The organism is Streptomyces sp. NPDC001536 (genome assembly GCF_042894505.1).
GTDB lineage: Bacteria > Actinomycetota > Actinomycetes > Streptomycetales > Streptomycetaceae > Streptomyces.
The window spans coordinates 199,534-224,306 of the sequence record NZ_JBIAVQ010000011.1; the positions used below are offsets into that span (position 1 = coordinate 199,534).

At 70.5% G+C, this 24,773-nt stretch carries 20 protein-coding genes; 6 read left to right on the top strand and 14 right to left on the bottom strand.

What is annotated here, in order from left to right; genetic code table 11:
• Positions 1-52 precede the first annotated feature (52 nt).
• The 6 genes from ACFY0U_RS28900 to ACFY0U_RS28925 are packed head-to-tail and all read right to left on the bottom strand — an operon-like array spanning position 53 to position 6,573.
• Entirely contained in the window at positions 53-1,348 is a 1,296-nt protein-coding gene (locus tag ACFY0U_RS28900; protein WP_388640737.1) for an amidohydrolase, read from the bottom strand.
• A complete protein-coding gene (locus ACFY0U_RS28905; protein ID WP_388640740.1) occupies positions 1,345-2,097 on the bottom strand; it encodes a nucleoside phosphorylase in 753 nt (250 codons plus the stop codon). The genes ACFY0U_RS28900 and ACFY0U_RS28905 overlap by 4 nt, the downstream gene beginning before the upstream one ends.
• On the bottom strand, positions 2,094-2,960 hold the full coding sequence (locus tag ACFY0U_RS28910) for an ABC transporter permease (RefSeq protein ID WP_388640743.1): 867 nt from the start codon (positions 2,958-2,960) through the stop codon (positions 2,094-2,096). The genes ACFY0U_RS28905 and ACFY0U_RS28910 overlap by 4 nt, the downstream gene beginning before the upstream one ends.
• Positions 2,960-4,012 carry an ABC transporter permease gene (locus ACFY0U_RS28915; RefSeq protein WP_388640746.1) on the bottom strand — a complete coding sequence of 351 codons (1,053 nt, stop codon included), beginning with the start codon at positions 4,010-4,012 and terminating at the stop codon, positions 2,960-2,962. The genes ACFY0U_RS28910 and ACFY0U_RS28915 overlap by 1 nt, the downstream gene beginning before the upstream one ends.
• Before the next feature lies 1 nt (position 4,013).
• Positions 4,014-5,543 carry an ABC transporter ATP-binding protein gene (locus ACFY0U_RS28920; protein WP_388640747.1) on the bottom strand — a complete coding sequence of 510 codons (1,530 nt, stop codon included), beginning with the start codon at positions 5,541-5,543 and terminating at the stop codon, positions 4,014-4,016.
• Positions 5,524-6,573 (bottom strand): BMP family ABC transporter substrate-binding protein, encoded by a 1,050-nt coding sequence (locus tag ACFY0U_RS28925; protein ID WP_388640750.1) that lies wholly within the window; start codon positions 6,571-6,573, stop codon positions 5,524-5,526. The genes ACFY0U_RS28920 and ACFY0U_RS28925 overlap by 20 nt, the downstream gene beginning before the upstream one ends.
• A gap of 297 nt (positions 6,574-6,870) precedes the next feature.
• On the opposite strand from ACFY0U_RS28925, the gene mtnA reads away from it, so the two are divergent.
• Complete coding sequence (gene mtnA / locus ACFY0U_RS28930) at positions 6,871-7,902, top strand: S-methyl-5-thioribose-1-phosphate isomerase (protein WP_388640753.1); 1,032 nt, start codon at positions 6,871-6,873, stop codon at positions 7,900-7,902.
• A 58-nt stretch (positions 7,903-7,960) separates the two neighbouring features.
• Here mtnA and mtnB read toward each other — a convergent pair whose 3' ends face one another.
• The 3 genes from mtnB to ACFY0U_RS28945 are packed head-to-tail and all read right to left on the bottom strand — an operon-like array spanning position 7,961 to position 9,887.
• The gene (mtnB, locus tag ACFY0U_RS28935) at positions 7,961-8,569 is read right to left on the bottom strand and encodes a methylthioribulose 1-phosphate dehydratase (protein WP_388640755.1); all 609 of its coding nucleotides are present in this window, start codon (positions 8,567-8,569) and stop codon (positions 7,961-7,963) included.
• Positions 8,566-9,291, bottom strand: coding sequence for an acireductone synthase (gene mtnC, locus ACFY0U_RS28940; protein ID WP_388640758.1), 726 nt, complete (start codon positions 9,289-9,291; stop codon positions 8,566-8,568). Before mtnC ends, mtnB begins: the two co-directional genes overlap by 4 nt.
• Positions 9,288-9,887, bottom strand: a complete 600-nt coding sequence (locus tag ACFY0U_RS28945) for an acireductone dioxygenase (protein WP_388640760.1) — start codon at positions 9,885-9,887, stop codon at positions 9,288-9,290. Before ACFY0U_RS28945 ends, mtnC begins: the two co-directional genes overlap by 4 nt.
• A gap of 539 nt (positions 9,888-10,426) precedes the next feature.
• Between ACFY0U_RS28945 and ACFY0U_RS28950 the strand changes: the two genes are divergently transcribed.
• From ACFY0U_RS28950 to mtnK, 4 genes are read left to right on the top strand one after another with little or no spacing between them, the layout of a single operon-like run.
• Entirely contained in the window at positions 10,427-11,524 is a 1,098-nt protein-coding gene (locus ACFY0U_RS28950; protein ID WP_388640762.1) for a substrate-binding domain-containing protein, read from the top strand.
• The gene (locus ACFY0U_RS28955; RefSeq protein WP_388640764.1) at positions 11,511-13,040 is read left to right on the top strand and encodes a sugar ABC transporter ATP-binding protein; all 1,530 of its coding nucleotides are present in this window, start codon (positions 11,511-11,513) and stop codon (positions 13,038-13,040) included. Before ACFY0U_RS28950 ends, ACFY0U_RS28955 begins: the two co-directional genes overlap by 14 nt.
• Positions 13,041-13,078: 38 nt before the next feature.
• On the top strand, positions 13,079-14,125 hold the full coding sequence (locus ACFY0U_RS28960) for an ABC transporter permease (RefSeq protein WP_388640767.1): 1,047 nt from the start codon (positions 13,079-13,081) through the stop codon (positions 14,123-14,125).
• A 15-nt stretch (positions 14,126-14,140) separates the two neighbouring features.
• On the top strand, positions 14,141-15,313 hold the full coding sequence (gene mtnK / locus ACFY0U_RS28965) for an S-methyl-5-thioribose kinase (protein ID WP_388640770.1): 1,173 nt from the start codon (positions 14,141-14,143) through the stop codon (positions 15,311-15,313).
• Here mtnK and ACFY0U_RS28970 read toward each other — a convergent pair.
• The 5 genes from ACFY0U_RS28970 to ACFY0U_RS28990 all read right to left on the bottom strand — a co-directional run bounded on the left by ACFY0U_RS28970 (position 15,302) and on the right by ACFY0U_RS28990 (position 20,823).
• On the bottom strand, positions 15,302-15,493 hold the full coding sequence (locus ACFY0U_RS28970; protein WP_388640773.1) for a hypothetical protein: 192 nt from the start codon (positions 15,491-15,493) through the stop codon (positions 15,302-15,304). The genes mtnK and ACFY0U_RS28970 overlap by 12 nt on opposite strands.
• Before the next feature lie 154 nt (positions 15,494-15,647).
• The gene (locus ACFY0U_RS28975) at positions 15,648-17,264 is read right to left on the bottom strand and encodes an FAD-dependent oxidoreductase (RefSeq protein ID WP_388640776.1); all 1,617 of its coding nucleotides are present in this window, start codon (positions 17,262-17,264) and stop codon (positions 15,648-15,650) included.
• A gap of 51 nt (positions 17,265-17,315) precedes the next feature.
• Positions 17,316-18,857: a glycerol kinase GlpK gene (glpK, locus tag ACFY0U_RS28980; RefSeq protein ID WP_388640779.1), complete on the bottom strand. Its 1,542-nt coding sequence runs from the start codon at positions 18,855-18,857 to the stop codon at positions 17,316-17,318.
• 62 nt (positions 18,858-18,919) lie between these two features.
• Positions 18,920-19,720 carry an MIP/aquaporin family protein gene (locus ACFY0U_RS28985; RefSeq protein ID WP_388640781.1) on the bottom strand — a complete coding sequence of 267 codons (801 nt, stop codon included), beginning with the start codon at positions 19,718-19,720 and terminating at the stop codon, positions 18,920-18,922.
• A gap of 338 nt (positions 19,721-20,058) precedes the next feature.
• Positions 20,059-20,823, bottom strand: coding sequence for an IclR family transcriptional regulator (locus tag ACFY0U_RS28990; RefSeq protein ID WP_388640784.1), 765 nt, complete (start codon positions 20,821-20,823; stop codon positions 20,059-20,061).
• Between the two features lie 305 nt (positions 20,824-21,128).
• On the opposite strand from ACFY0U_RS28990, the gene metH reads away from it, so the two are divergent.
• Entirely contained in the window at positions 21,129-24,644 is a 3,516-nt protein-coding gene (gene metH, locus ACFY0U_RS28995; RefSeq protein ID WP_388640787.1) for a methionine synthase, read from the top strand.
• Positions 24,645-24,773 lie beyond the last annotated feature (129 nt).

The window sequence follows — 24,773 nt, forward strand, 5'->3', positions numbered from 1 at the left end:
TCTTACGTCATTATGGGGGCCGACCTGCCGATCGGGGGGCTGAATGCCCCGCTCAGACAAGGTCTTCCAGGCCGGCGATCACCGCGCGCTCGTCGAGCGTCGTCAGCACCCGCTCCCGCAGGAGAACCCGGCCCTCGACGACGGTGTCCCGCACATCCGCCGAGTGCGCCGCGTACGCGAGCGTCGACCACGGATCGTGCAGCGGCCGCAGATGCGGTGCGTCCAGGTCGAGCACGAGGAGGTCGGCCCGCTTTCCGGCCTCCAGCGACCCCAGCCGCTCCCCGAGCCCCAGCGCCCGCGCGCCCTCGATCGTCGCCATGCGGACGGCCTGCTCGGCACCGACCGCCGTGGGGTCGCCGCCCGCCTTGTGCACCAGCGCCGCCTGCCGCACCGCCCCCAGCACATCCAGCGTGTTGGAGCTGACGGCCCCGTCCGTGCCGAGCCCGACGGTCACCCCGGCGCTCAGCAGCCGCGGCACCGGCGCGATCCCGCAGCCCAGCTTCAGGTTGGACACCGGGCAGTGGGCCACCGACGTGCCGGTGCGGGACAGCGCCGCGATCTCCGGGCCCGTCAGGTCCACGGCGTGCGCCAGCAGCACGTCCGGGCCGAGCAGACCGAGCGAGTCGAGCAACTCCACCGGACGCTTGCCGTACTTGACCTCGACGGTGGCGACCTCGGTCGCGTTCTCCGAGGCGTGGATGTGGATCAGCGCCCCGAACTCCCGGGCCAGCGCGAAGATCTCGGTGAGCTGGTCCGGGCTCAGCGTGTACGTGGAGTGCGCGAAGAGGATCGGGCGGGTGCCGGGGCGGGCCGTGCCGCGGGCCTCCAGATCCCTGCGCGCCCACTCCAGGCGGTCCTCGTAGGCGATGCCGTCGGGCGGGCCGGGCACGTCCATGAAGGTGGGCCCGGTGTGCAGCCGCCAGCCCGCCTCACGGGCCGCCTGCTCGGCCGCCTCGTGGAACCAGTACATGTCGAGCGCCGAGGTCACCCCCGCCCGTACGCTCTCGGCGACCGCCAGCCGCACCGCCGCCGCCACGTTCTGCGGCGTCAGCAGCTCGGCCTCCCACTTCAGCACCCGCTCCAGGAAGCCCTGGAGGGTGACGTCGTCGGCGCGCCCGCGCAGCAGGGTCATCGCGAGGTGAGTGTGCGTGTTGACCAGGCCGGGCAGGACGAGACAGCCCGCGGCGTCGATGGACTCGGTGGCGGTGAAGCGCGCACGCAGCTCCTCGGCGGGGCCGACAGCGACGATCTCGCCCTCGTGGACGGCGACCGCCCCGTCCCGTACGACAGTTCCCTCGTCGTCCACGGTCAGGACGTCACCGCCGTGGACCAGCAGATCGATGCTCATGCCTGGTACTCCTCCGCCAGCAGTCGCAGCGCCTCGAGGGACACGACCGCGCCCCGCTCCACGCCGGCCGCGACGACGTCGCGGTGCGGGTCGTAGGCGCTGGCGCCCTCCTCGTCCACCAGCTCGTCCGCGTTCGCCCCGTCGATGACGAGGACACCGCCGGCGACGAGCCCGCGCAGGGACGCCGTGACCAGCAGCGCGGAGAGCTCCATCTCGATGGCGACGAGGCCGGCACCGCCGTAGGAGAAGAGCGGGAGGAGGCCGGGCTGGAAGGCGGCCCGGGTCCAGACGATGCCGCGGTGGTGCGGGGCGTTCGCCTCGCGGGCCGCGCGCTGGAGCGCGATGACCGCCTCGGGGGAGGAGACCGCCGGGTACTCCGGCGGCAGCAGCTGCTGGGTGACGCCGTCGTCGCGGACCGCCGCCTCGGCGATGACCAGGTCGCCGTCGCCGATGCCCGGCTTCATCGCGCCCGCCGTGCCGAACCGCAGGATGGTGCGCACCCCCGCGTCCGCGAGCTCCTGGAACAGCAGGATCGCGCCCGGACCGCCCACCCCGTGCGAGGCGACGACGACCGGCAGGCCCTTCCAACTGCCGCTGAACACACGGTATTCGCGGTGGTACGAGACCTCCTCCGCGCCGTCGAGCAGCGCGGCGACGGCCGCGGCGCGCGCCGGGTCGCCGACGACGACCGCGTGCGCCGGCAGGCCGGTGCGGGGTATGCGGGTGATGGGCAGCAGGTCCTGCGTCATGTGGCGGCTCCGGTGGACGGACGGGTACGGCGACGGCGCGCCGTGGTGAGGAAGAGGGCGCCGAGCGTCACGACGTACGGCGCGGCGTCGGTCGCCTGCTGCGGCAGACCGAGGCCCTGGAGACGGAAGCCGGCCGCCTCGGCGAGGCCGAAGAGCAGCGCGGCGAGCAGTACGCCGAGCGGGAGGGCCCGGCCCAGCATGACGGCCACGACGGCGATCCAGCCGCGGCCCGCGGTCATGTTCTCGGTGAACAACGTGACGTTGCCGAGGGCGAGTTGGGCCCCGGCGAGACCACACAGGACACCACTCACCAGCACGGCCGCGTACTTGTACTTCGCCGGGCTCACCCCGAGCGTGGCCGCCGCGTCCGGTGCCTCGCCCACGCCGCGCAGACGCAGTCCCCACACGTGCCGGGACAGCATCACCGCGGCCACCGCGACCGCCGCCCACGACAGATAGGCGAGCGGACTGAGACCGCCGATCAGCGGGAGGCCGAGGAGGGACGGGTCGTCGAAGGTGCCCTGCACGCCGAAGACCGTACGGAGCAGGAAGCTCGTCAGGCCGACGGCCAGCAGGTTCATCGCGATGCCCAGAACCACCGCGTCCCCGCGCAGAGTCACGGTGCCGACCGCGAGGATCAGCGAGTACGCCGCCGCGGCCAGCGCCGCCGCGAGGACTCCCAGCCAGGGGCTGCCGGTGAACCAGCTCGTCGCCACGGCCGTGAAGCAGCCCATCAGCATCATGCCTTCGAGGCCGATGTTGAAGACGCCCGCGCGCTCGCAGATGGCTCCGCCGAGTGCGGCCAGCAGGATCGGGGTCAGCGCGCGGAGCGCCGACATGAGGAGGTCGGAGTCGAAGAACATCACACGGCCTCCTTGGCCTTGACCTCGACCTTGCGGCGCGTGAAGCGCGGGAAGGTCAGCCGGGCCGCCAGGAACACGATCACGATCGCCTGGAGCACCTGGGTCAGCTCGCGCGGCACCTCGGTCGTCCGCTCCATCGCGAGACCGCCGACCGCGAGGACGGCGAAGAAGAACGACGCGATCACCGTGCCGAGCGGGGCCGCGGCCGCCAGCAGCGCGGCCGTGAGTCCCGTCCAGGTGTAGCCGGGTGCGGTGAGCGAACCGTCGACGAAGCGGTACGGGAAGCTCAACACCCCGATGGCGCCCACGAGTCCGGCGATCGCCCCCGACACGGACATCAACTTCAGGGTCAGGCCCCGGCGTTCGACACCCGCGTACGCGGAGAAGCGGGCGTTGAGACCGGTCATGCGTATCTCGTACCCGACCGCGGTCCGCTTGTCCGTGAACCAGTAGGCGGCCGCCACGAGAACGACCAGAACCAGTCCGAAGGTGACCGTGGAGTCGCCGAAGGCGGGCAGCGCCACCCCGTCGGGCAGCGCACGCGTCTGCGGCAGGCTGGAGCCGGGCTCCTTGAGCGGGTAGCGCGCCAGATAGGAGGCGAGCGAGACCGCCGGGTAGCTCAGCAGGAGGCTGCTGACCAGCAGCGGGACACCGAGGTGGTTCTCGCACAGGGCGGCAAGGGTGGCGTACGCGGCGCCCGCCGCCATGCCCGCGAGCAGCGCGAGTACGACGGTGAGGGGCGCCGGCAGCGGGGAGTACAGGCCGGTCACGGCCGCGGTGATGCCGCCGAGGACCATCTGGCCGTCGCCGCCCAGGTTGATGAGCCCGGCGCGCAGCGGGATCGCCAGCGCGAGGGCCATGCCGAGCACGCTGGTGCCGGTGGTGAGCGTGGAGCCGATGCCGTCCGCGCCGAGCGAGCCGGTGAGGACCGCCTCGTACGCCGCGATCGGGTCCGCGCCGGTGCCGACCAGGAAGAGCGCGCCGATGAGGACGCCGGCGAGCACGGAGAAGGTGATGGGGGAGCGCAGGGCTCCGGATATCCGGTTGTTCATGTCAGTCGACGGCCTCCACAGCGGCGGAAGCGCCCGCCATGGCAAGACCCAGCGTCCGTTCGTCCGCCTCGTTCTTGTCGTACGACGCCGTGATGCGGCCCTCGTACATGACCAGAACCCGGTCCGCGAGGCCCCGGATCTCGCTCAGCTCGGCCGAGACGAGGAGGACGGCGTGCCCGGCGTCGCGGTAGGCGATCAGCTGGTCGTGGATGTTCTGGATGGCGCCGATGTCGACACCGCGCGTGGGCTGCTCGACGAGCAACAGCGGTGCGTCGTGGGCGAGTTCACGGCCGATCAGCAGCTTCTGGAGGTTGCCGCCGGACAGTGCGGTGGCGGGGACGTCGGGGCTCGACGCCTTGATGCCGAACCGCTCGATCAGCCGCTTCGCGTGTTCCCGGACCGCCGTCGGCGGCAGCAGTCCGCGGGAGGACAGGGACGTACGGTGGTGGCCCATCGCGAGGTTGTCGGCGACGGACGCCGCGGGCGCCGTACCGACCGCGTGCCGGTCCTCCGGGACGTACGCCAGGCCCTTGAGGCGACGCTCGGTGGCGGAGGCGTGGGTGATGTCCTCGTTCTTCAGGGTCACCCGCCCGGCGGTGGTCGGCCGCAGTCCGGCCAGCGCCTCGATCAGCTCGCTCTGGCCGTTGCCCGCGACGCCCGCGATACCGACGATCTCGCCGGCGCGGACGGTGAGCGCGGCGTCGCGCACCCCGTCGGTGGCGAGCCCGGTCACGTCCAGTACGGCGTCACCGGGTGTGCCCTCGGCGTGGATGCGGTCGAGTTCGACCGCGCGGCCGGTCATCGCGGCCGCGATCTCGTCGGCGGAGGTCTCCGCGGTGACCAGACGGGCGACCACCCGGCCGTCCCGCAGGACGGTCACATGGTCGCTGCCCTCCAGCACCTCGCGCAGCTTGTGCGTGACGAGGATCACCGTACGGCCCTGTGCGGCCAGCGACTTGAGCACCGCGAACAGGGCGTCCGCCTCGGCCGGTGTGAGCACCGCCGTCGGCTCGTCGAGGATCAGCGTGCGGGCACCGCGGTGCACCAGCTTGAGGATCTCCACCCGCTGGCGCAGGCCGACCGGCAGATCGCCGACGCGCGCGTCCGGGTCCACGGCCAGGCCGTGCTCCTCGGCGAGTTCGCGCACCCGGCGGCGGGCCGCGGCCCGGTCCACCAGGCCGAAGCGGCGCGGCTCGGCGGCGTAGACGACGTTCTCGGCGACCGTCAGCGAGTCGAACAGCTTGAAGCTCTGGTGGACCATGCCCAGCCCGGCGGCCATCGCGTCGCTCGGGCTGGCGAAGTCGACCTCCCGCCCGTCGATGCGGATCGACCCGGCGTCGGCGCGCTCCATGCCGTACAGGATCGACATGAGCGTGGACTTGCCCGCGCCGTTCTCGCCCATCAGGGCGTGGATCTCGCCGTGCCGGACGGTCAGGTCGACGGAGTCGTTGGCGAGCGTGCCGGGGAACCGCTTGGTGATTCCCCGGAGTTCGACAGCGAGCCCTTCGGCGTCAGCTCGCGGCGGGGTCATCGACCTTCAGCTCTCCGGAGACGATCTGGTCGCGCAGCTCCTTGACCTTCGCCAGGACGTCCTTGTGTTCGGCGATCACGCACTTCGAGGAGTCGACGCCGTCCTCCAGGCCGGTCAGGCTGATGCCGCCCTCCTTGAGGCCGTAGGAGACGGTGCCCGTCTTGCCGGCCAGGACCGACTCGACGCCCTTCTCCACGGCGACGTCCGTGCGCTTGATCACGTTGTCGACGACCGTGCCCGGCGCCGAGACGCACTGGTTGACGTCGACCCCGTACGCGTAGGCGCCCTTGGCCTTCGCGGCCTCGAAGACGCCGTAGTTGCCTGCCGCCGCGGCCGCCATGATCTGGTCGTAGCCCTTGGAGAGCAGGGTGTTCGCCTGCTCCTTGGCGCGCGCCGAGTCGTCGAAGGGGGACTGGCCGCCGACGAACCGGGTCGAGGTCTCCGTCTTGGCGGCGACCTTCTTGGCGCCGGCCGCGAACGGGTCGCTGTAGCGGCGGAACTGGGGCGTGTCGAGGACGTCGACCGCGCCGACCTTGCCCGACTCGCTGAGCAGACCGGCCTCGGCGCCCGCGAGGTAGACGCCCTCGTGCTCACGGAAGACCGCGCAACTGACGTTCTTGAAGGTCTTCGTGGTGCAGGCGTCGATGATCAGGAACTGCTGCTTCGGGTTCTTCTCCGCCTGCTGGGCGACGATGTCGGCGAACTCGAAGCCGACCAGCACGATGACGTCCGGCTTGGCGTCGACCGCGGCCTGGACGTTCTGCTGCTGGGAGGCGGTGTCCGTGGACTCGTAGACCTTCTGCGAGCCGTCGTGCTGCTTCGCCGCGTCCTTGACGCCGCTGACGGCGAGCTTCAGGAACTCGTTCTGACCGACGGCGTCGGGCGTGACGAGGGTGAAGGTCCTGCCGCTGCCGCCGCTCGCGCTGTCGGAGGCTTCGTCCTTGGCGGCGGCGTTGCAGGCGGTGGCCGCGGTGACCATGAGGGCCGTGGTGGCGGCGATTCGCAGGGAACGGCGGTGTCTACGAGACATCGGGGGACCTTCCGGGTACGGCGAGGCTCGCTCGGGCGGGAGCGGCGGGAGGGTGAGAGAGGGAGGGACGCTGGAACGGGGACGGGTCAGCGTCGACAGCCGTCACCGGCACACCGGCCGAAGTCGAGGAAACGGCGCTTGGTCAGCAGCACGGGCTTCCTCCTTCGTCTCGGTCTGCGGACTGATTGCCGGACAGTAGCATCCGTTTCCGGACACCCGCCCGATTGTCTCGAACTATGGTTCTCCCAGGTCATGTACCGTGGCCGGACACCACCGGAACATCAGGAGTGTCCCGATATGTCCCAGGAATTGCGTGCCGTCGACTGGACCGGAGACGGTCTCGCGCTCATCGACCAGACGCTGCTCCCGCATCGCAACGAGACGATGGCTGTCCGCGATGTGGACACTCTGGTCGACGCGATCCAGCGGCTCGTGGTGCGCGGCGCTCCCGCGATCGGCGCGGCCGGCGCGTACGGCGTCGCGCTCGCGCTGGTGCAGGGCGAGCGGGAGGGTTGGTCGCAGGACGAGGTGCGGGCCGCCGTCGCGCGCATCCGGGAGGCCCGGCCGACCGCCGTCAACCTGATGGTGTGCGTGGACCGCGTGATGACCCGCTTCGACGAGGGCCTCGACGCGGTCCTCGAGGAGGCCGTCGCCGTCCAGCGCGAGGACGTCGAGGCGAACCGGGCGATGGGCGCCCACGGCGCCGACTGGCTGCTCGAAAAGGTGGGCGCGGAGCGGCCGTTGCGCATCCTGACCCACTGCAACACGGGCGCCCTGGCGACGGCCGGGTGGGGCACGGCACTCGGCGTCATCCGCGAACTCCACGCGCGCGGCCGCCTGGAGGTCGTCTACGCCGACGAGACGCGCCCCCTGCTCCAGGGATCCCGCCTCACCGCCTGGGAGTTGGTCCAGGAAGGCATCCCGCACTACGTCCAGGCGGACGGCGCCGCCGCCGGGACCATCCTGCGCGGTGAGGTCGACGCGGCGATCGTCGGCGCGGACCGTATCGCCGCCAACGGCGACACCGCGAACAAGGTCGGCACGGTGGGGGTCGCGTTGGCCTGCGCCGACGCGGGCATCCCGTTCCTGGTGGCCGCGCCCACGACCACGGTGGACCTGTCCACCAAGACCGGCGACGACATCCACATCGAACTCCGCGGCGAGGCCGAGGTGTTGGAGTGGGGCGGCGTGCGGACGGCGCCCGCCGAGTCGCGCGGCCACAACCCCGCGTTCGACGTGACGCCGGGGCGGTTGGTGACGGGGCTGGTGACGGAGCGGGGCGTGCTGGAGGTGTCGGCGGGGGAGCTCCCGGAGGAGCACCTGCGCTAGACCGTCGTACGACAAAGGCGGCCCGGTCGGTGTGACCGGGCCGCCTTTTGACGTGCTGTCAGCGCTGGCTGAGCTCCAACTCCAGGAGCCACTCCACGACTTCGGTGTGGTGCCGGGCCTGACGGGGATCAGCGCCCCACACGTACAGCCCGTGCCCCGCGACCACCACCGCCGGCATCCGCGGATTGCGCGCCGCCTCCAGGCGGTCCCCGAGCACCTTCATGTCCTGGCTGTTGGCGATGACCGGCAGCGTCACCTCGACGTCGTGCGCGGGCTGGCCGACGCCCTTGAGCATCTCGACGTCCTTGAAGACGATCCCGCCCGGCTCACGACGTCCCATGGCGACCGACGCGACCGTGTGCACGTGCACCACGGCGCCGGCGCCGGTCAGCGCGGCCACGCGCGCGTGCAGCTCGGCCTCCGCGGACGGCTTGCCGCCCTGGACTGCGGCCCCCTGTCCGTCGACCAGCACCACGTCCGCGGGGGTCAGTTCGCCCTTGTCGTGGCCGCTGGCGGTCACGGCCAGCCGCAGCGGGTCGCGGGTGAGCACCACGGACAGATTGCCGGAGGTGCCCCGCATCCAGCCGAAGCCGGCGAAGCGCGCGGACTCGGCGGCGAGGACCGCCCCCGCCTCCTCCAGGTCCAGTTCGGTGATCTCGGCGGTCATACGGTGCTCCCGGTGGTGCTGATGGTGATCTCGTCGAACGCCCCCGCCTCGGCGTGGTCGCCGACGCCCTGCTCGTAGTACGGCTCCCCGGTCCGCCGGATGCCCACCGTGTGCCAGCCGGCCGCGCGGGCCGCGTCCAGCTCGCCGGGGCGGTCGGAGAGGAAGAGGAGCCGCGCGGGCTCGACGCCGGTCGACTCCGCGATACGGCGGTACGACTCCGGCTCCTGCTTGGGTCCCGCGTTCTCGGTGTCGTAGAGACCGGAGACGAGCGAGGTGAGGTCGCCCTCCGGGCTGTTCGTGAACCACGCCCGCTGGGCGGCCACCGAGCCGGACGAGTAGACGTACAGCCTGGTGCCCGCGGCGTGCCAGGCGCGCAGCTCCGGTACGACGTCGGCGTAGAAGTGCGAGACGAGGTCGCCGCGCGCGAAGCCCTCGGACCAGATGATGCCCTGGAGGGTCTTGAGCGGCGTGGCCTTGACGTCGTCGTCGAGCCAGGCGTTGAGGGCCTTCTCGACCGCGGCCGCGTCGGCCCGCGGATCGCCGAGCTCCTCGCGCACCTGGGCGACGGCCCGCGCCACGTCCGGATCGTCGGCCCGCCCGTTCAGCAGCGCGCCGAAACGGGAGCGCGAGTACGGGTACAGCACGTCGACGACGAAGCCCGTGGCGCTCGTGGTGCCCTCGATGTCGAGCACCACGGCGTCCACGTCGTACACCGAGCTCATGCGGAGGCCTTGTCCGCCTCGTAGCCCGCCGCGATCGTGTCGTAGTCCGGGAAGCGGGAGGCGATCGTCGAGCCGGTGAAGTTGCCGATCCAGCCGTCCTCCTCGTGGAAGAAGCGGATCGCGGTGAACGACGGGCTGGTGCCCATGTCGAACCAGTGGGTGGTGCCGCGCGGCACGCCCAGCAGGTCGCCCTTCTCGCAGAAGACCGCGTGGACCTCGCCGTTCACGTGCAGATAGAAGATGCCGGACCCGGAGACGAAGAAGCGGACCTCGTCATCGTCGTCGTGCGTGTGCTCCTGGAGGAACTTCGCGCGCGCGGCCGCGGCCTTCGCCGGGAACTCCGGGTCGTCGCTGGGGTGCAGACCGAGGACGTCGACGGTGGTGAAGCCCTCCTCGGCGTTCAGCTTGTCGATCTCCGGGCCGTACGCGGCGAACACGGTGTCGCTGTCGGCGTCGAACGGGACGTCCTCGCGGATGGGCCACTGTTCGTAGCGCACACCGAGCGGCTTGAGGGCCTCGGCGATCTCGGCGGGGTCCGAGGTGCGGCGGACCAGCGTCTCGGGGCCGGACTCGGACCAGGTCGTCAGCAGGGTCATGGGAGCAACTCCAGGCGTCTGGAAGGGATGTCCGGATACCGAGACAAGCACCGGACGGGCGGGGGAGGAAGAGGGACGGCGACGGACAGCGGTCAGCCGCGACACGCGGCGCCGGGACAGCAGCGGGGCATGCGGGGCATGCGCAGCGCTGTCGCGCGTGGTGTCGTCATCAGGGCCTCACTGGTCCGGGGTGGGGTGCCGGTTCCGTGATGGTAACTCGACACGGCACGTCAACCCGGTGTGACGAAGTTGTTGTCTCAAGCAGTGAGAAAGCGTGTTCAGTGCTTTGACGAATGGCCGGAATCGTTCCCATGATCGGTGCATGAAGACGCTGCTGCTCGTGCGGCGGCTGCACGTGGATCTGCTCCGGACGGCCACGGCCAGCTGTCGCTGACCCCACCCGGAGCCCCCGCACGCCATGTTCGCCGCGGGCGCGGCCACCCTCCTGCCCGAGGTGGCGCATTCCTTTCCCTCGCTCCGGGTCGCGCGTTCCCCTCCGCTTCACCCCTCTCCGCACCACCCCGCACCTGGAGCCCCTCATGTCCCGTGTCCGCCTCCCCCTTGCCGCGCTCTCGCTGGCCTCCGTCTCCGCGCTCCTGCTCGCCGGCTGCTCGCAGTCCACGGACGCCTCCAAGGACACCGGCGACACCGCCGCCTCCGCCTCGGCCGCCACCGGCAAGAAGCCCGCCCCCTTCAGCGACGGCGCGGTCAAGGTCGCCCTGGTCCGCCAGAGCGGCGCCGGCGACTACTTCGAGCAGTGGGGCAACGGCGCCAAGGCGCAGGCCAAGGCCCTCGGCATCGACCTGACGGTGTACGACGCCCAGGCCGACAACGCCAAGCAGGCCACCGACCTCTCCTCGGCGATCAACTCCGGCGCCAAGGCGATCATCATCGACCACGGCTTCCCGGCGACCATCCAGCCGGAGATCGACAAGGCCGTGAAGAAGGGCATCAAGGTCGTCGTCTACGACGTCGAGACCGCGACCAAGGGTGTCGTCTCCACCAAGCAGGACGACGCCAGCATGGCCCAGGCCGTCCTCGACGTGATGGCCAAGGAGGTCGGCAAGGACGCCAAGGTCGGCTACGTCAACGTCGCCGGCTACGCGGCCCTCGACAAGCGGAACACCGTCTGGTCGAAGGAACTCGCCGCGCAGGGCTGGAAGCAGGAGTTCAAGGTCGGCAAGGTGACCGACTCCACGGCCACCGACAACGTCCCCCTGGTCTCCGCCGCGCTCACCCAGCACTCGGACGTGGCGGGCATCTTCGCCCCCTACGACGAGCTGGCCAAGGGCACCGTCCTCGCCGTCCAGAACAAGAAGCTCCAGGACAAGGTGAAGGTCTTCGGCGCGGACGTCTCCAACGCCGACATCCAGCAGATGACCGCCGCCGACAGCCCGTGGGTCGCCACGGCCGGCACCGACCCGTCCGCGGTTGGTGCCGCCGTCGTCCGTACGACCGCCCTGGAACTGGCCGGCCAGCTCAACAAGACCTCCGTCGAGTTCCCGGCCGTCGCCATCACCCAGGACTTCCTGAACAAGAACAAGATCGAGAACATGGACCAGCTGCGTGAGGCGCTGCCCGCGCTGAACCTGTCCCAGGTCTCGACCGCGGACTGGATCTCGAATGTCGCCCACTGAGACGACCGAGACGCCCGCGGTCAGTCTCACCGACGTCAGCATGGCCTTCGGAGGCAAGACCGTCCTTGCCTCCGTCTCCCTGGACATCGCACCGGGCAGCGTCGTCGCGCTGCTCGGTGCGAACGGCGCCGGCAAGTCCACGCTGATCAAGATCCTGTCCGGCGTGCACACCGACCACGGCGGCGAGGTGCGGGTCGCGGGGGAACCCGCGGCTCTCCAGTCGCCGCTGGCCGCACGCCAGTTGGGCATCCAGACGGTGCACCAGCGCATCAGCGAGGGCATCGTCCCCGGTCTCACGGTCGCCGAGAACCTGGTCTTCGAGGAGCTGGCACAGAGCCGCGGCAACCCGTTCCTGAACGGGGGCAGGCTGCTCGCCCGCGCCCGCGAGATCCAGGCCGGCCTCGGCCTGGACTGGAGCGACAGCCTGCTCAAGCGGGACGTCACCGAACTCGGCATCTCCGACCGCCAGTTGCTCATCCTCGCCCGCGCCCTGGCCACCCGCCCGCGCCTGCTCATCCTCGACGAGCCGACCTCCGCGCTGTCCGCCACCGAGGCGGAGCGCCTGTTCGCGCTGGTCGAGCGGATGCGCGACGACGGCATCGCGGTGCTCTACGTCTCCCACCGCCTCGGCGAGATCGACGCGCTCGCCGACCGTCTGGTCGTTCTGCGGGACGGCCGTCTCACCGACGACCAGGCCAAGCCCTTCGACTGGGACGCGGCCCTGCGGGCGATGCTCGCGCAGGCCCAGGAGGCGACCACGGCCCGCCCGGTGCGGGAGGGTTCTGAAGGCGACGTCGTGCTGTCCCTGCGAGGCGTACGACTCTTCGAAGGCCGCGCACCGCTCGACCTCGACCTCCGCACCGGCGAGGTCACGGGCGTCGTCGGGCTGTTGGGCGCCGGCAAGACCGAGCTGGCCCGCGGCCTGTTCGGCGCCGAGCCCTTCGCGGCCGGCTCCGTCGAGCTCGACGGCGAGGGCTACGCGCCCCGCCGGCCCGCCGACGCGATCCGGGCCGGCATCCATCTGGTCCCCGAGGACCGGCACGCCGACGCCCTCGTGCCCGGCTGGTCGCTGGCGCAGAACATCTCGCTGCCGTTCCTGAAGTCCCTGTCCAGAGCGGGGCTCGTGCAGCGCGGGAAGGAGGACGCCCTCGGCCGCGCCACCATCGAGGCCCTCGGCGTCGTCGCCCGCGACGAGCACAGCACCGTCGAGGAGCTGTCCGGCGGCAACCAGCAGAAGGTCGTCGTCGGCCGCTGGCTGGCGGAAACCCCTCGTGTCCTCATCCTGGACGAGCCGTTCCGGGGCGTGGACATCGGCGCCCGGCGCGACATCGGCCGCCGGGCCCGCTCCCTCGCCGCCGAGGGCGCCGCCGTGCTCGTCCTGTCCGCCGACGTCGACGAGATCCTCGAGATCGCCGACCGGGTCGTCGTCCTCGCGTCCGGCGAGATCCACCTCGACGCCTACGGCGAAGACGCGGAACGCGACCGCGTGATCCAGACCATCGCCGTGTCCGTCTAGCCGCGCCGACACCGGCCGCCGAAGGAAGCAGTCCCCCCATGACCACCCAGCAGAGCACCGAGGTCCCGGTGAAGGCGGCGATCCCGCCCGCCACCACCACCGCCGTGCGCGTCCAGAACGCCGTCATCAAGTACGGCTTCATCTTCGTGACGGTCGCGCTCTTCCTGTACTTCGCGCTGAGCGAGGGCTCCTTCCGCGAGTCGGCGACCCTCCTCGACACCCTGCGCTATGTCTCCGTCGCCGCCATCCTCGGCCTCGGCGTCACCCTCACCATGGCCGTCGGCGGAATGGACATGTCCGTCGGCGCGGTCGCCGGACTCGGTGTCTCCGTCGCGGCCCAGACGATGGTCGTCCACAACCAGATCGGCACGGTCGCGATCATCGCGGTGATCGCGGCGGGCGCCCTGGCGGGCCTGCTCAACGCCCTGCTGATCGTGGTGCTGAAGATCCCCGACATGCTGGCCACGCTCGGCACGATGTTCGTCATCCAGGGCACCAAGCTCATCCTGGTCGACGGCCAGTCGATCACCCCCGGCATGACCCTGGAGGACGGCACCACGGCCCCCGGCAAGTTCACCGAGGGCTTCCTGAAGATCGACCGCGGCACGGTCCTCGGCATCCCCATCTCGGTCCTCGTCTTCGGCGGACTGACGATCGCCGCGTGGGTCTTCCTCGCCCGCACCCGCTGGGGCCGCGTCCTGTACGCCATCGGCGCCAACCCCGAGGCCTCCCGTCTGGCGGGCATCCGCGTCGGCGCGTACCGCTCCCTGGCCTACGTCATCTCCGGCGTCCTCGCCTCGATCGGCGGCCTGATCCTGGCGTCCCGCATCGGCCAGGGTGATGTGAGCGCCGGAACCTCCCAGTTGCTGGAGGCGGTGGCGGTCGCGCTGGTCGGCACCTCGGTCCTCGGCCGGGGCCGCCCCAACGTCTGGGGCACGGCCCTCGGCGCGGTGCTGATCGGCATCATCACGACCGGCCTGACCATCAAGGGCCTGCCGTACTACACGCAGGACGTCGTCGAGGGCGCGGTCCTCATCCTCGCCCTCGTCTTCAGCTTCACCCTGTCCAAGCGCCGCACCGCATAGGGGAGTTCACCGACCATGGGCTACCGCATCCTGGAGACCGACGACATCCCCGCGTACCTGCGTGAGCGGGGCCACTGGGAGGACGTCGGCGACATCCACGTCCGCGAGGTCTCGGACGGCAACGTCAACCGGGTCTTCCTCGCCTCGAACGCCGCCGGCACCCGCAGCCTCGCCCTCAAGCAGGCGCTGCCCTGGGTCCGGGTCGCCGGTCCCTCCTGGCCGCTGAGCCCGGACCGCGCCCACGCCGAGGCCCGCGCCTACGAGCAGCTCGCCAAGGTCGCCCCGGAGGAGATCCCCGGGATCCACGGCTACGACCCCGAGAACTACGCCCTGGTCATGGAGGACCTCTCCGACCTGGAGGTCCTGCGCACGCTCCTCAACGAGGGGGCGGCGTACGGCCCGCAGACCTCACCGCAGATCGGCCGTCTCGTCGCCCGGCTCTCCTTCGCCACCAGCGACTTCGGCATGTCCTCGGCCGAACGCAAGGCCCTGATCGCGGTCTCGGTCAACCCCGAGCTCTGCAAGATCACCGAGGACGTGGTCCTGTCCGAGCCGTACATCGAGCACGAACACAACCACTGGCACGAGGGCGTGGCCGACCTCGCGGCGGAGTTCCGCGCGGACGCCCGCCTGCGCACGGAGGTCGCCGACCTCAGGCATGTCTTCATGACCAGCGCCCAGGCCCTCCTCCACGGCGACCTCCACACCGGCAGCATCATGGTCGGCGAACGCGAAGGCGCCCCCGTCGTACGGGTCTTCGACCCCGAGTTCTCCTTCGTCGGCCCGATCGGCTTCGACCTCGGCCTGTACTGGGCCAACGCGCTGGTGTCGGAGGAACGAGCACGGGCGCTCGGCCGGCTGACGGACCACGCGGACCAACTCCTCCTGTCCTGGGAGGCCTTCGAGACGGAGTTCCGCAGTCTGTGGCCGACACGGGCGGACACGTTCTTCGACGACGCCTACCTGGACCGCTTCCTGGCGAGGGTGTGGACCGAGTCCCTCGGCTTCGCCGGCACCGAGATCATCCGCAGGATCATCGGCTTCGCCCACCTGACCGACCTGACCACTCTCCCCGACCCGGTCCCGGCGTCCCGCCGGTCGCTGCTGCTGGGACGCGAACTCATCGTGAGGCGCGAGGAGCTGACGTCACCGCAGGCCGTGCGCGACGCCGTGGCCTCACTCGGCTGACCCGACGTAGAACCACTTCTTGCCGGCGGCCCAGTGCGCCACCCAGCCGACGAAGCCGGGCGCGGAGGTCGTGAAACCGAACTCCGCGCCGAACATCTCCGCCACGAACGTCCGGTACGGCTCCGGCGGCACGATCCCGTGCTCCGCCTCGAAGGCACGCACCGCCTGATCGATGTTCACAGGCCCATGAGAACACCCGCCACTGACAACGCGGACGCACGAAAGGGGCGGCTCCGTCGGCGCGGAGTCGCCCCTTTCGCGTGCCGGCCCCCATAGGGGAGAGGGGCCGTTTCTCGGTGGTGCCGGCCAGGTCAGGGAGGGGCCGGCCCGAGGTCTACTTCTTGTCGAGCAGGTCCTGGACCTTGCCGCGGACCTCGTCCGTGGCCAGACCGCGGATCGTCAGCGTCGTACGGCGGCGCAGCACGTCGTCCGTCGTCTCGGCCCACTCGTTGTCCCGGGCGTAGACGACCTGCGCCCAGATCTCCGGGGCGTCCGGGTGGACACGCTGGGCCAGCTCCGGGTTGTCGTTCGCCAGCCGGGCGATGTCGAAGGCCAGCGAACCGTAGTGCGTGGCCAGGTGCTTGGCCGTGTCCGCCGCCATGCGCGGACCCGGCGCCGGGTTGTCGACCAGCAGACGGTGGGCCACCGCGCGTGGGTTGGCGACACCCGGCAGCGGCAGCTTCTTCGGCAGGGACGAGACCGGCTCGTAGTCGTCACCCAGCGGAGCGCCCGGCAAGGCCTCCAGCTTCTGCATGACCGTACGGCCGATGTGCCGGAAGGTCGTCCACTTGCCGCCCGCGACGGACAGCATGCCGCCCCTGCCCTCGGTCACCACGGTCTCCCGCTTGGCCTTCGCGGTGTCGCCGGGGCCACCCGGCAGCACCCGCAGACCCGCGAAGGCGTACGTGATGAGGTCACGGTCGAGCTGCTGGTCCCGAATGGAGAACGCGGCCTCGTCGAGTATCTGGGCCGTGTCCTTCTCGGTGACCGAGACGTCCGCCGGGTCGCCCTCGAACTCCTCGTCCGTGGTGCCCAGCAGGAGCATGTCCTCCCAGGGGAGGGCGAAGGTGATGCGGTACTTGTCGATGGGGGTGGCCAGCGCGGCCTTCCACGGCGCGGTCCGCTTCAGGACCAGGTGCGCGCCCTTGGAGAGGCGGATGGACGGGGCCGCGTTCGGGTCCTCCATCTTGCGCAGGTGGTCGACCCACGGGCCGGTCGCGTTGAGGACGAGCCGGGCGCTGACGCCGAACTCGTCGCCGGACTGGCGGTCGCGCAGTTCGGCGCCCGTGACCCGGCCCTTGGTGAACCGCAGGCCGGTCACCTCGGCGTGGTTCAGGACCACCGCGCCCGCCTCGACGGCCGCGCGGACCGTCATCAGCGCCATGCGCGCGTCGTTCATCTGGTCGTCGCCGTACACGGCCACGGCCTTGAGGTTGTCGGTGCGCAGCTCGGGCACGTCCTGCGCCGCCTTGGCGGGGGACAGGAGGTGACCGACGCCGTCGCCGAACGCGGAGAGCGCGGAGTAGGCGAAGACGCCCGCCCCGAGCTTCGCGGCGCCGTGCGGCCCGCCCTTGTACACGGGGAGGTAGAAGGTGAGCGGGTTCGCCAGGTGGGGGGCCACCTGGCGGGAGACCGCACGGCGCTCGAAGTGGTTCTCCGCCACCAGCTTCACCGCGCCGGTCTGCAGATAGCGCAGACCGCCGTGGAGCAGCTTGGAGGAGGCGGAAGAGGTGGCGCCGGCGAAGTCGCCGGCGTCGACCAGGGCCACCCGCAGGCCGGACTGCGCGGCGTGCCAGGCGGTGGAGATGCCCAGGATGCCGCCGCCGATCACGAGAAGGTCGTACGACGCCTTGGAGAGCTGCTCCCGGGTCTCGGCGCGGCTCGGGTTGGAGCCGGAGGCCGGGCGCGTACCGAGGGCAGGCACGGACTGCAGGGTGGTCTGACTGGTCATTTCGGGTTCTTACTCCTCATCAGAGCGTGCTGAGCCTGCGAGTGGCTCTGGTCAGCTCTCTTCGTCCTCGAGCCAGCCCATCGTCCGCTCGACGGCCTTGAGCCAGCTCTTGTACTCACGGTCGCGGGCGTCCGCGTCCATGCGGGGGGTCCACTCGGCGGCCCGGCGCCAGTTGGCACGCAGGTCGTCGGTGCTGGTCCAGAAGCCGACGGCGAGACCGGCGGCGTAGGCGGCACCGAGGCAGGTCGTCTCGGCGACCATCGGACGGACCACGGGGGCGTCCAGGAAGTCCGAGAGGGTCTGCATCAGCAGGTTGTTGGAGGTCATGCCGCCGTCGACCTTGAGGGCCGCGAGCTCGACGCCCGAGTCCTTGGTCATGGCGTCCGTGATCTCACGGGTCTGCCAGGCGGTGGCCTCCAGGACGGCACGCGCGAGGTGCGCCTTGGTGACGTACCGGGTCAGACCGGCGATCACACCGCGGGCGTCGGAGCGCCAGTACGGGGCGAACAGACCGGAGAAGGCCGGCACGAAGTAGGCGCCGCCGTTGTCCTCGACGGAGAGCGCGAGCGTCTCGATCTCGGCGGCGGTGGAGATCAGGCCCATCTGGTCGCGCATCCACTGCACCAGCGAACCGGTGACGGCGATCGAGCCCTCCAGGGCGTAGACCGGCTTGTCGTCGCCGATCCGGTAGCCGACCGTGGTCAGCAGGCCCGAGTAGGAGTTGATGATCTTCTCGCCGGTGTTCATGAGCATGAACGTGCCGGTGCCGTACGTCGACTTGGCCTCGCCCTCGGCGAAACAGGTCTGGCCGAACAGGGCCGCCTGCTGGTCACCGAGCGCCGAGGCGACCGGGATGCCGCCGAGCAGCTCGCCCAGCTTGCCGCCGGTGACCTCGCCGTACACCTCGGCGGAGGAGCGGATCTCCGGGAGCATCGACAGCGGCACGCCGATGGACTCGGCGATCTTCTCGTCCCACTCCAGCGTGTGGAGGTTCATCAGCATGGTGCGGGAGGCGTTGGTGACGTCGGTGTAGTGCTTGCCGCCGTTGACGCCACCGGTCAGGTTCCAGATGACCCAGGTGTCCATGGTGCCGAAGAGGATGTCGCCGGCCTCGGCGCGCTCGCGCAGGCCCTCGACGTTGTCGAGCAGCCAGCGGGCCTTGGGGCCCGCGAAGTAGCTCGCCAGCGGCAGGCCGGTCTCGCGGCGGAAGCGGTCCTGGCCGACGTTGCGGCCGAGCTCCTTGCACAGGGCGTCGGTGCGGGTGTCCTGCCAGACGATGGCGTTGTGGACGGGCTCACCGGTGTTCTTGTCCCAGAGCAGCGTGGTCTCGCGCTGGTTGGTGATGCCGATGGCCTTGATGTCGTCGCGGGTGATGCCGGCCTTCGAGATGGCTCCGGCGACGACCTCCTCGACGTTGGTCCAGATCTCGGTGGCGTTGTGCTCGACCCAGCCCGGCTTCGGGAAGATCTGCTCGTGCTCCTTCTGGTCGACGGAGACGATACGTCCGTCGCGGTCGAAGACGATGCAGCGGCTGGAGGTGGTGCCCTGGTCGATGGCGGCGATGAAGGGGCCGGCGGTGTGGGCGTCGGTCACGGTGTGCTCCTGGGTTCCGTAAGTAAGAGGGGACTGTCTACGACTGCTTGCTAGGGCTGCTTCTAAGCGAAAGCGATGTTGTAGATGCCCGCGGCGATCGCGCCGCCGATCAGCGGACCGGCCACCGGGATCCACGCGTAGCTCCAGTCCGAGCCGCCCTTGTTGGGCAGCGGCAGGAGGGCGTGCACGATACGCGGGCCGAGGTCACGGGCCGGGTTGATCGCGTAGCCGGTCGGGCCACCGAGAGACAGACCGATCGAGACGACGACCAGCGAGGTGATCAGGGCGCCCAGGGTGCCCAGGCCGTTGCCGCCGTCGTTGAGGCCCTGCGTGAGGACCGCGAGGACCAGCACGACGGTGCCGATGATCTCCGTGGCGAGGTTCTGCACGACGTTCCGGATCTCCGGACCGGTGGAGAAGATGCCGAGGACGGGGCCCGCGCCCTGCTCCTGGGCCTCGACGGCCTTGGCCTTGGTGGCCTGCGCCCCCGGACCGCCGACGATCTCCTTGTCGGTGAGGTGCGCGTGGAACTGGCCGTAGTAGGCGACCCAGACCAGGGCCGCGCCGATCATGGCGCCGAGGAGCTGTCCGCCCCAGTAGGTCGGGACCTGGCTCCACTCGATGCCGTTGTCCTTGAGCGCGAGCGCCAGGGTGACGGCCGGGTTCAGGTGCGCGCCGGAGAGCGGCGCGGAGGTGTAGACGGCCGTCAGTACGGCGAAACCCCACCCGAAGGTGATGGCCAGCCAGCCGGCGTTGCGGGCCTTGGAGGCCTTCAGCGTGACGGCCGCGCAGACGCCGCCGCCGAGCAGGATGAGTATGGCGGTACCGATGGTCTCGCCGATGAAGATGTCGGAGCTGGACACCCGCGACTCCTTTGTCCTTCGTCCAGGGGACCGAACCCCGGGTCCCTCCGGAGGTTCGAGCTGCTCTCGGGTGAGAGCGATGCCGGCCCTTGGCGTTGTCACACTCTAGCGCGTATTGCCGGTAGGTGTTCGACAATGCCGACCGATGGACGGGAGTCTCGCTCCGGCGTTACATGTGCGTCAAGGGTTCTGTTGTCGAAAGCGCGATCGTTATTGATTGCTGTGAGTTATCGATCTTCGTACGGGGCCGCTAGAAGGCCTCGCCCGATATGTCCGCTTCAGGGTATGGGGAGGACCGGAACGCCGTGAAGAACGTCCCGGTGTGGTCTTACCGATTTCTAGAAGCGCCCCGCGCCCAGGTCCCGCGACACCGCGCGGGCACAGTCCCGCACCGCCGCGATCAGCTCGGGACGCAGCTCACCGTCCCGGCACAGCCGCTCCACGGCCCCGGTGATGCACACGGCACCCACCGGCATCCGCCGCCGGTCGTGGATGGGGGCGGCCACACCGGCCACGCCCTCCCAGGTCTCCTCCACGTCCGCCGCGTAACCACGCGCGCGGGTGATGTCGAGGATGTTCTCGAACTCCTCCAGCTCACACACCGTGCGATCGGTGAAGGGCTTGCGGTCCGCCTCGATCGCCTCGCTGTGCGCCACCGGGTCGTACGCCGACAGCACCTTGCCCAGCGCTGTGGAGTGCAGCGGCTGCATGGCCCCGATCTCCAGCACCTGCCGGCTGTCGTCGGGCCGGAAGACGTGGTGCACGATCAGCACGCCCTGCTGGTGCAGGACCCCCAGATAGACGCTCTCGCCGCTGGAGCGGGCCAGATCGTCGGTCCACACCAGGGCGCGCGCCCGCAGTTCGTGCACGTCGAGATAGGTGGTGCCCAGGCGCAGCAGCTCGGCGCCCAGCTGGTAGCGCCCGGAGGCCTCGTCCTGCTCGACGAACCCCTCCAGCTGGAGGGTGCGCAGGATGCCGTGCGCGGTGCCCTTGGCGAGGCCCAGGGCCGAGGCGATGTCCGAGAGGCCGAGCCGTCGCTCGCCGCCCGCGAGCAGGCGCAGCATCGCGGCCGCCCGTTCGAGCGACTGGATGTTCCGTGCCATCGCCGTTCTGCCTCCGTCCCCTTCGCCGTCGACCCGCGACGTCGCTGCCGCTGTTCGGCAATGTCGAACACTACTAGCCCATGCCGACCGACCGCCAATGGTCGTACGACACCTTCACGTCACTCGTGATGCGCACGAGCGTCACTCGTATCCCGGGAACGACCTGCCCGTCATCCTCGTCCGTCCCGTGGACGCTCCGACCGTCCGGGTCGGGTCCCGGCTACCCTGACGGCGTGCGCCCGTTGTGGGAAGCCCCGCGGCAGGACGCAAAGCCGACAGCCGTCGCACCCAAAGGGAGCCCTTTCATGGCCTCGTTGCCACCGACCCCTTCCGCCGACAGCCGGACCCGTGTGTCCGCGCTCCGCGAGGCGCTCGCCACCCGTGTGGTGGTCGCCGACGGCGCGATGGGCACCATGCTGCAGGCGCAGGACCCCACGCTGGAGGACTTTCAGGACCTCGAAGGCTGTAACGAGATCCTGAACCTGACACGCCCGGACATCGTCCGCTCCGTCCACGACGCGTATTTCGCGGTGGGCGTGGACTGCGTCGAGACCAACACCTTCGGGTCCAACCACACGGCCGCGGCGGAGTACGACATCGCCGACCGCGTGCACGAGCTCTCCGAGGCGGGCGCCCGTATCGCCCGCGAAGCGGCTGACGAGTTCACCGCCCGTGACGGCCGTCAGCGCTGGGTCCTGGGATCCGTGGGCCCCGGCACCAAGCTGCCCACCCTCGGCCACATCGACTACACCACGATCCGCGACGGCTACCAGGCCAACGCGGAGGGCCTGCTCGCCGGCGGTTCCGACGCCCTGATCGTCGAGACCACCCAGGACCTGCTCCAGACCAAGGCCTCCGTCCTGGGGGCCCGCCGCGCCATGGAGGCGACCGGCACCGAGGTGCCGCTGGTGGTCTCCATGGCCTTCGAGACGACCGGCACCATGCTGCTCGGCTCCGAGATCGGCGCCGCGCTGACCGCGCTGGAGCCGCTCGGTATCGACATGATCGGTCTGAACTGCTCCACCGGCCCCGCCGAGATGAGCGAGCACCTGCGCTATCTGGCCCGGCACTCCCGCATCCCGCTGCTGTGCATGCCCAACGCGGGCCTGCCGGTGCTCACCAAGGACGGCGCGCACTTCCCGCTCGGCCCCGAGGGCCTGGCGGACGCCCAGGAGAACTTCGTCCGCGACTACGGCCTGTCCCTCATCGGCGGCTGCTGCGGCACCACCCCCGAGCACCTGCGCCAGGTCGTCGAACGCGTCCGCGACCTCACCCCCACCCCGCGCGACCCGCGCCCCGAGCCGGGCGCCGCCTCCCTGTACCAGACCGTCCCGTTCCGCCAGGACATCTCGTACATGGCGATCGGCGAGCGCACCAACGCCAACGGGTCGAAGAAGTTCCGCGAGGCCATGCTGGAGGGCCGCTGGGACGACTGCGTGGAGATGGCCCGCGACCAGATCCGCGAGGGCGCGCACATGCTCGACCTGTGCGTGGACTACGTCGGCCGCGACGGCGTCGCCGACATGGAGGAACTGGCCGGGCGGTTCGCCACCGCCTCCACCCTGCCCATCGTCCTGGACTCCACCGAGGTCGACGTGATCCGGGCCGGGCTGGAGAAGCTCGGCGGGCGCGCGGTCATCAACTCCGTCAACTACGAGGACGGCGACGGCCCCGAGTCCCGCTTCGCCAAGGTCACCAAGCTCGCCCAGGAGCACGGCGCCGCGCTCATCGCGCTGACCATCGACGAGGAGGGCCAGGCCCGCACCCCGGAGCACAAGGTCGCCATCGCCGAGCGGCTCATCGAGGACCTGACCGGCAACTGGGGCATCCACGAGTCGGACATCCTCATCGACACCCTGACCTTCACCATCTGCACCGGCCAGGAGGAGTCCCGCAAGGACGGCATCGCCACCATCGAGGCGATCCGCGAGCTCAAGCGCCGCCACCCCGACGTCCAGACCACCCTGGGTCTGTCGAACATCTCCTTCGGCCTCAACCCGGCCGCCCGCATCCTGCTGAACTCCGTCTTCCTCGACGAGTGCGTCAAGGCCGGCCTGGACTCGGCGATCGTGCACGCCTCCAAGATCCTGCCGATCGCCCGGTTCAGCGAGGAAGAGGTGCAGACGGCCCTCGACCTCATCTACGACCGTCGCGCCGAGGGCTACGACCCGCTCCAGAAGCTCATGGCGCTGTTCGAGGGCGCCACCACCAAGTCCCTGAAGGCCGGCAAGGCCGAGGAACTCGCCGCCCTCCCGCTGGAGGAGCGCCTCAAGCGGCGCATCATCGACGGCGAGAAGAACGGCCTGGAGGCCGACCTCGACGAGGCCCTCCAGGACACTCCCGCCCTCGACATCGTCAACAACACGCTGCTGGACGGCATGAAGGTCGTCGGCGAACTCTTCGGCTCCGGCCAGATGCAGCTGCCGTTCGTCCTCCAGTCCGCCGAGGTCATGAAGACCGCCGTCGCCTACCTCGAACCGCACATGGAGAAGACCGACGACGACGGCAAGGGCACCATCGTGCTGGCCACCGTCCGCGGCGACGTGCACGACATCGGCAAGAACCTCGTCGACATCATCCTGTCCAACAACGGCTACACCGTCGTCAACCTCGGCATCAAGCAGCCGGTCTCCGCGATCCTGGACGCCGCCACCGAGCACCGGGCCGATGTCATCGGCATGTCCGGCCTCCTGGTCAAGTCCACGGTGATCATGAAGGAGAACCTGGAGGAGCTCAACCAGCGCGGCCTGGCCGCCGACTACCCCGTCATCCTGGGCGGAGCGGCCCTCACGCGCGCGTACGTCGAACAGGACCTGCACGAGATCTACCAGGGCGAAGTCCGCTACGCCCGCGACGCGTTCGAGGGCCTGCGGCTCATGGACGCCCTGATCGGCGTCAAGCGCGGCGTGCCCGGGGCGAAGCTCCCCGAGCTGAAGCAGCGAAGGGTGCGTGCGACCGCCGCCGTCGAGGTCGAGGAGCGCCCGGAGGAGGGCCACGTCCGCTCCGACGTCGCCGTCGACAACCCCGTGCCCACCCCGCCGTTCTGGGACACCCGCGTCATCAAGGGCATCCAGCTCAAGGAGTACGCGACCTGGCTCGACGAGGGCGCCCTCTTCAAGGGCCAGTGGGGCCTCAAGCAGGCCCGCACGGGCGACGGACCGACGTACGAGGAACTCGTCGAGACCGAGGGCAGGCCCCGGCTGCGCGGCCTGCTGGACAAGCTCCAGACGGAGAACCTGCTCGAAGCGGCCGTCGTCTACGGCTACTTCCCGTGCGTGTCCAAGGACGACGACCTGATCATCCTCGACGACCAGGGCAACGAGCGCACCCGCTTCACCTTCCCGCGCCAGCGCCGCGGCCGCCGACTGTGCCTCGCGGACTACTTCCGCCCCGAGGAGTCGGGGGAGACGGACGTCGTCGGCCTCCAGGTCGTCACCGTCGGCTCCCGCATCGGCGAGGAGACGGCCAAGCTGTTCGAGTCGAACTCCTACCGCGACTACCTCGAACTGCACGGCCTGTCCGTCCAGTTGGCCGAAGCGCTCGCCGAGTACTGGCACGCGCGCGTGCGTTCGGAACTGGGCTTCGCCGGTGAGGACCCGGGCGACATCGAGGACATGTTCGCCCTGAAGTACCGGGGCGCACGCTTCTCCCTCGGCTACGGCGCCTGCCCGAACCTGGAGGACCGGGCGAAGATCGCCGACCTGCTCCAGCCCGAGCGCATCGGCGTCCAGCTCTCCGAGGAGTTCCAGCTGCACCCCGAGCAGTCCACGGACGCGATCGTGATCCACCACCCCGAGGCCAAGTACTTCAACGCACGCTGAAGCACCCCTCGACCGTGACTCCGGTGTGCCCCTGGGCACACCGGTTAAACAAGGCATGTCGTCGTACCGCGACGTACACTGGTCGGTCCACCGCAGGCCGGCCCCCTTCGTGGGGGCCGGCCTGATCGT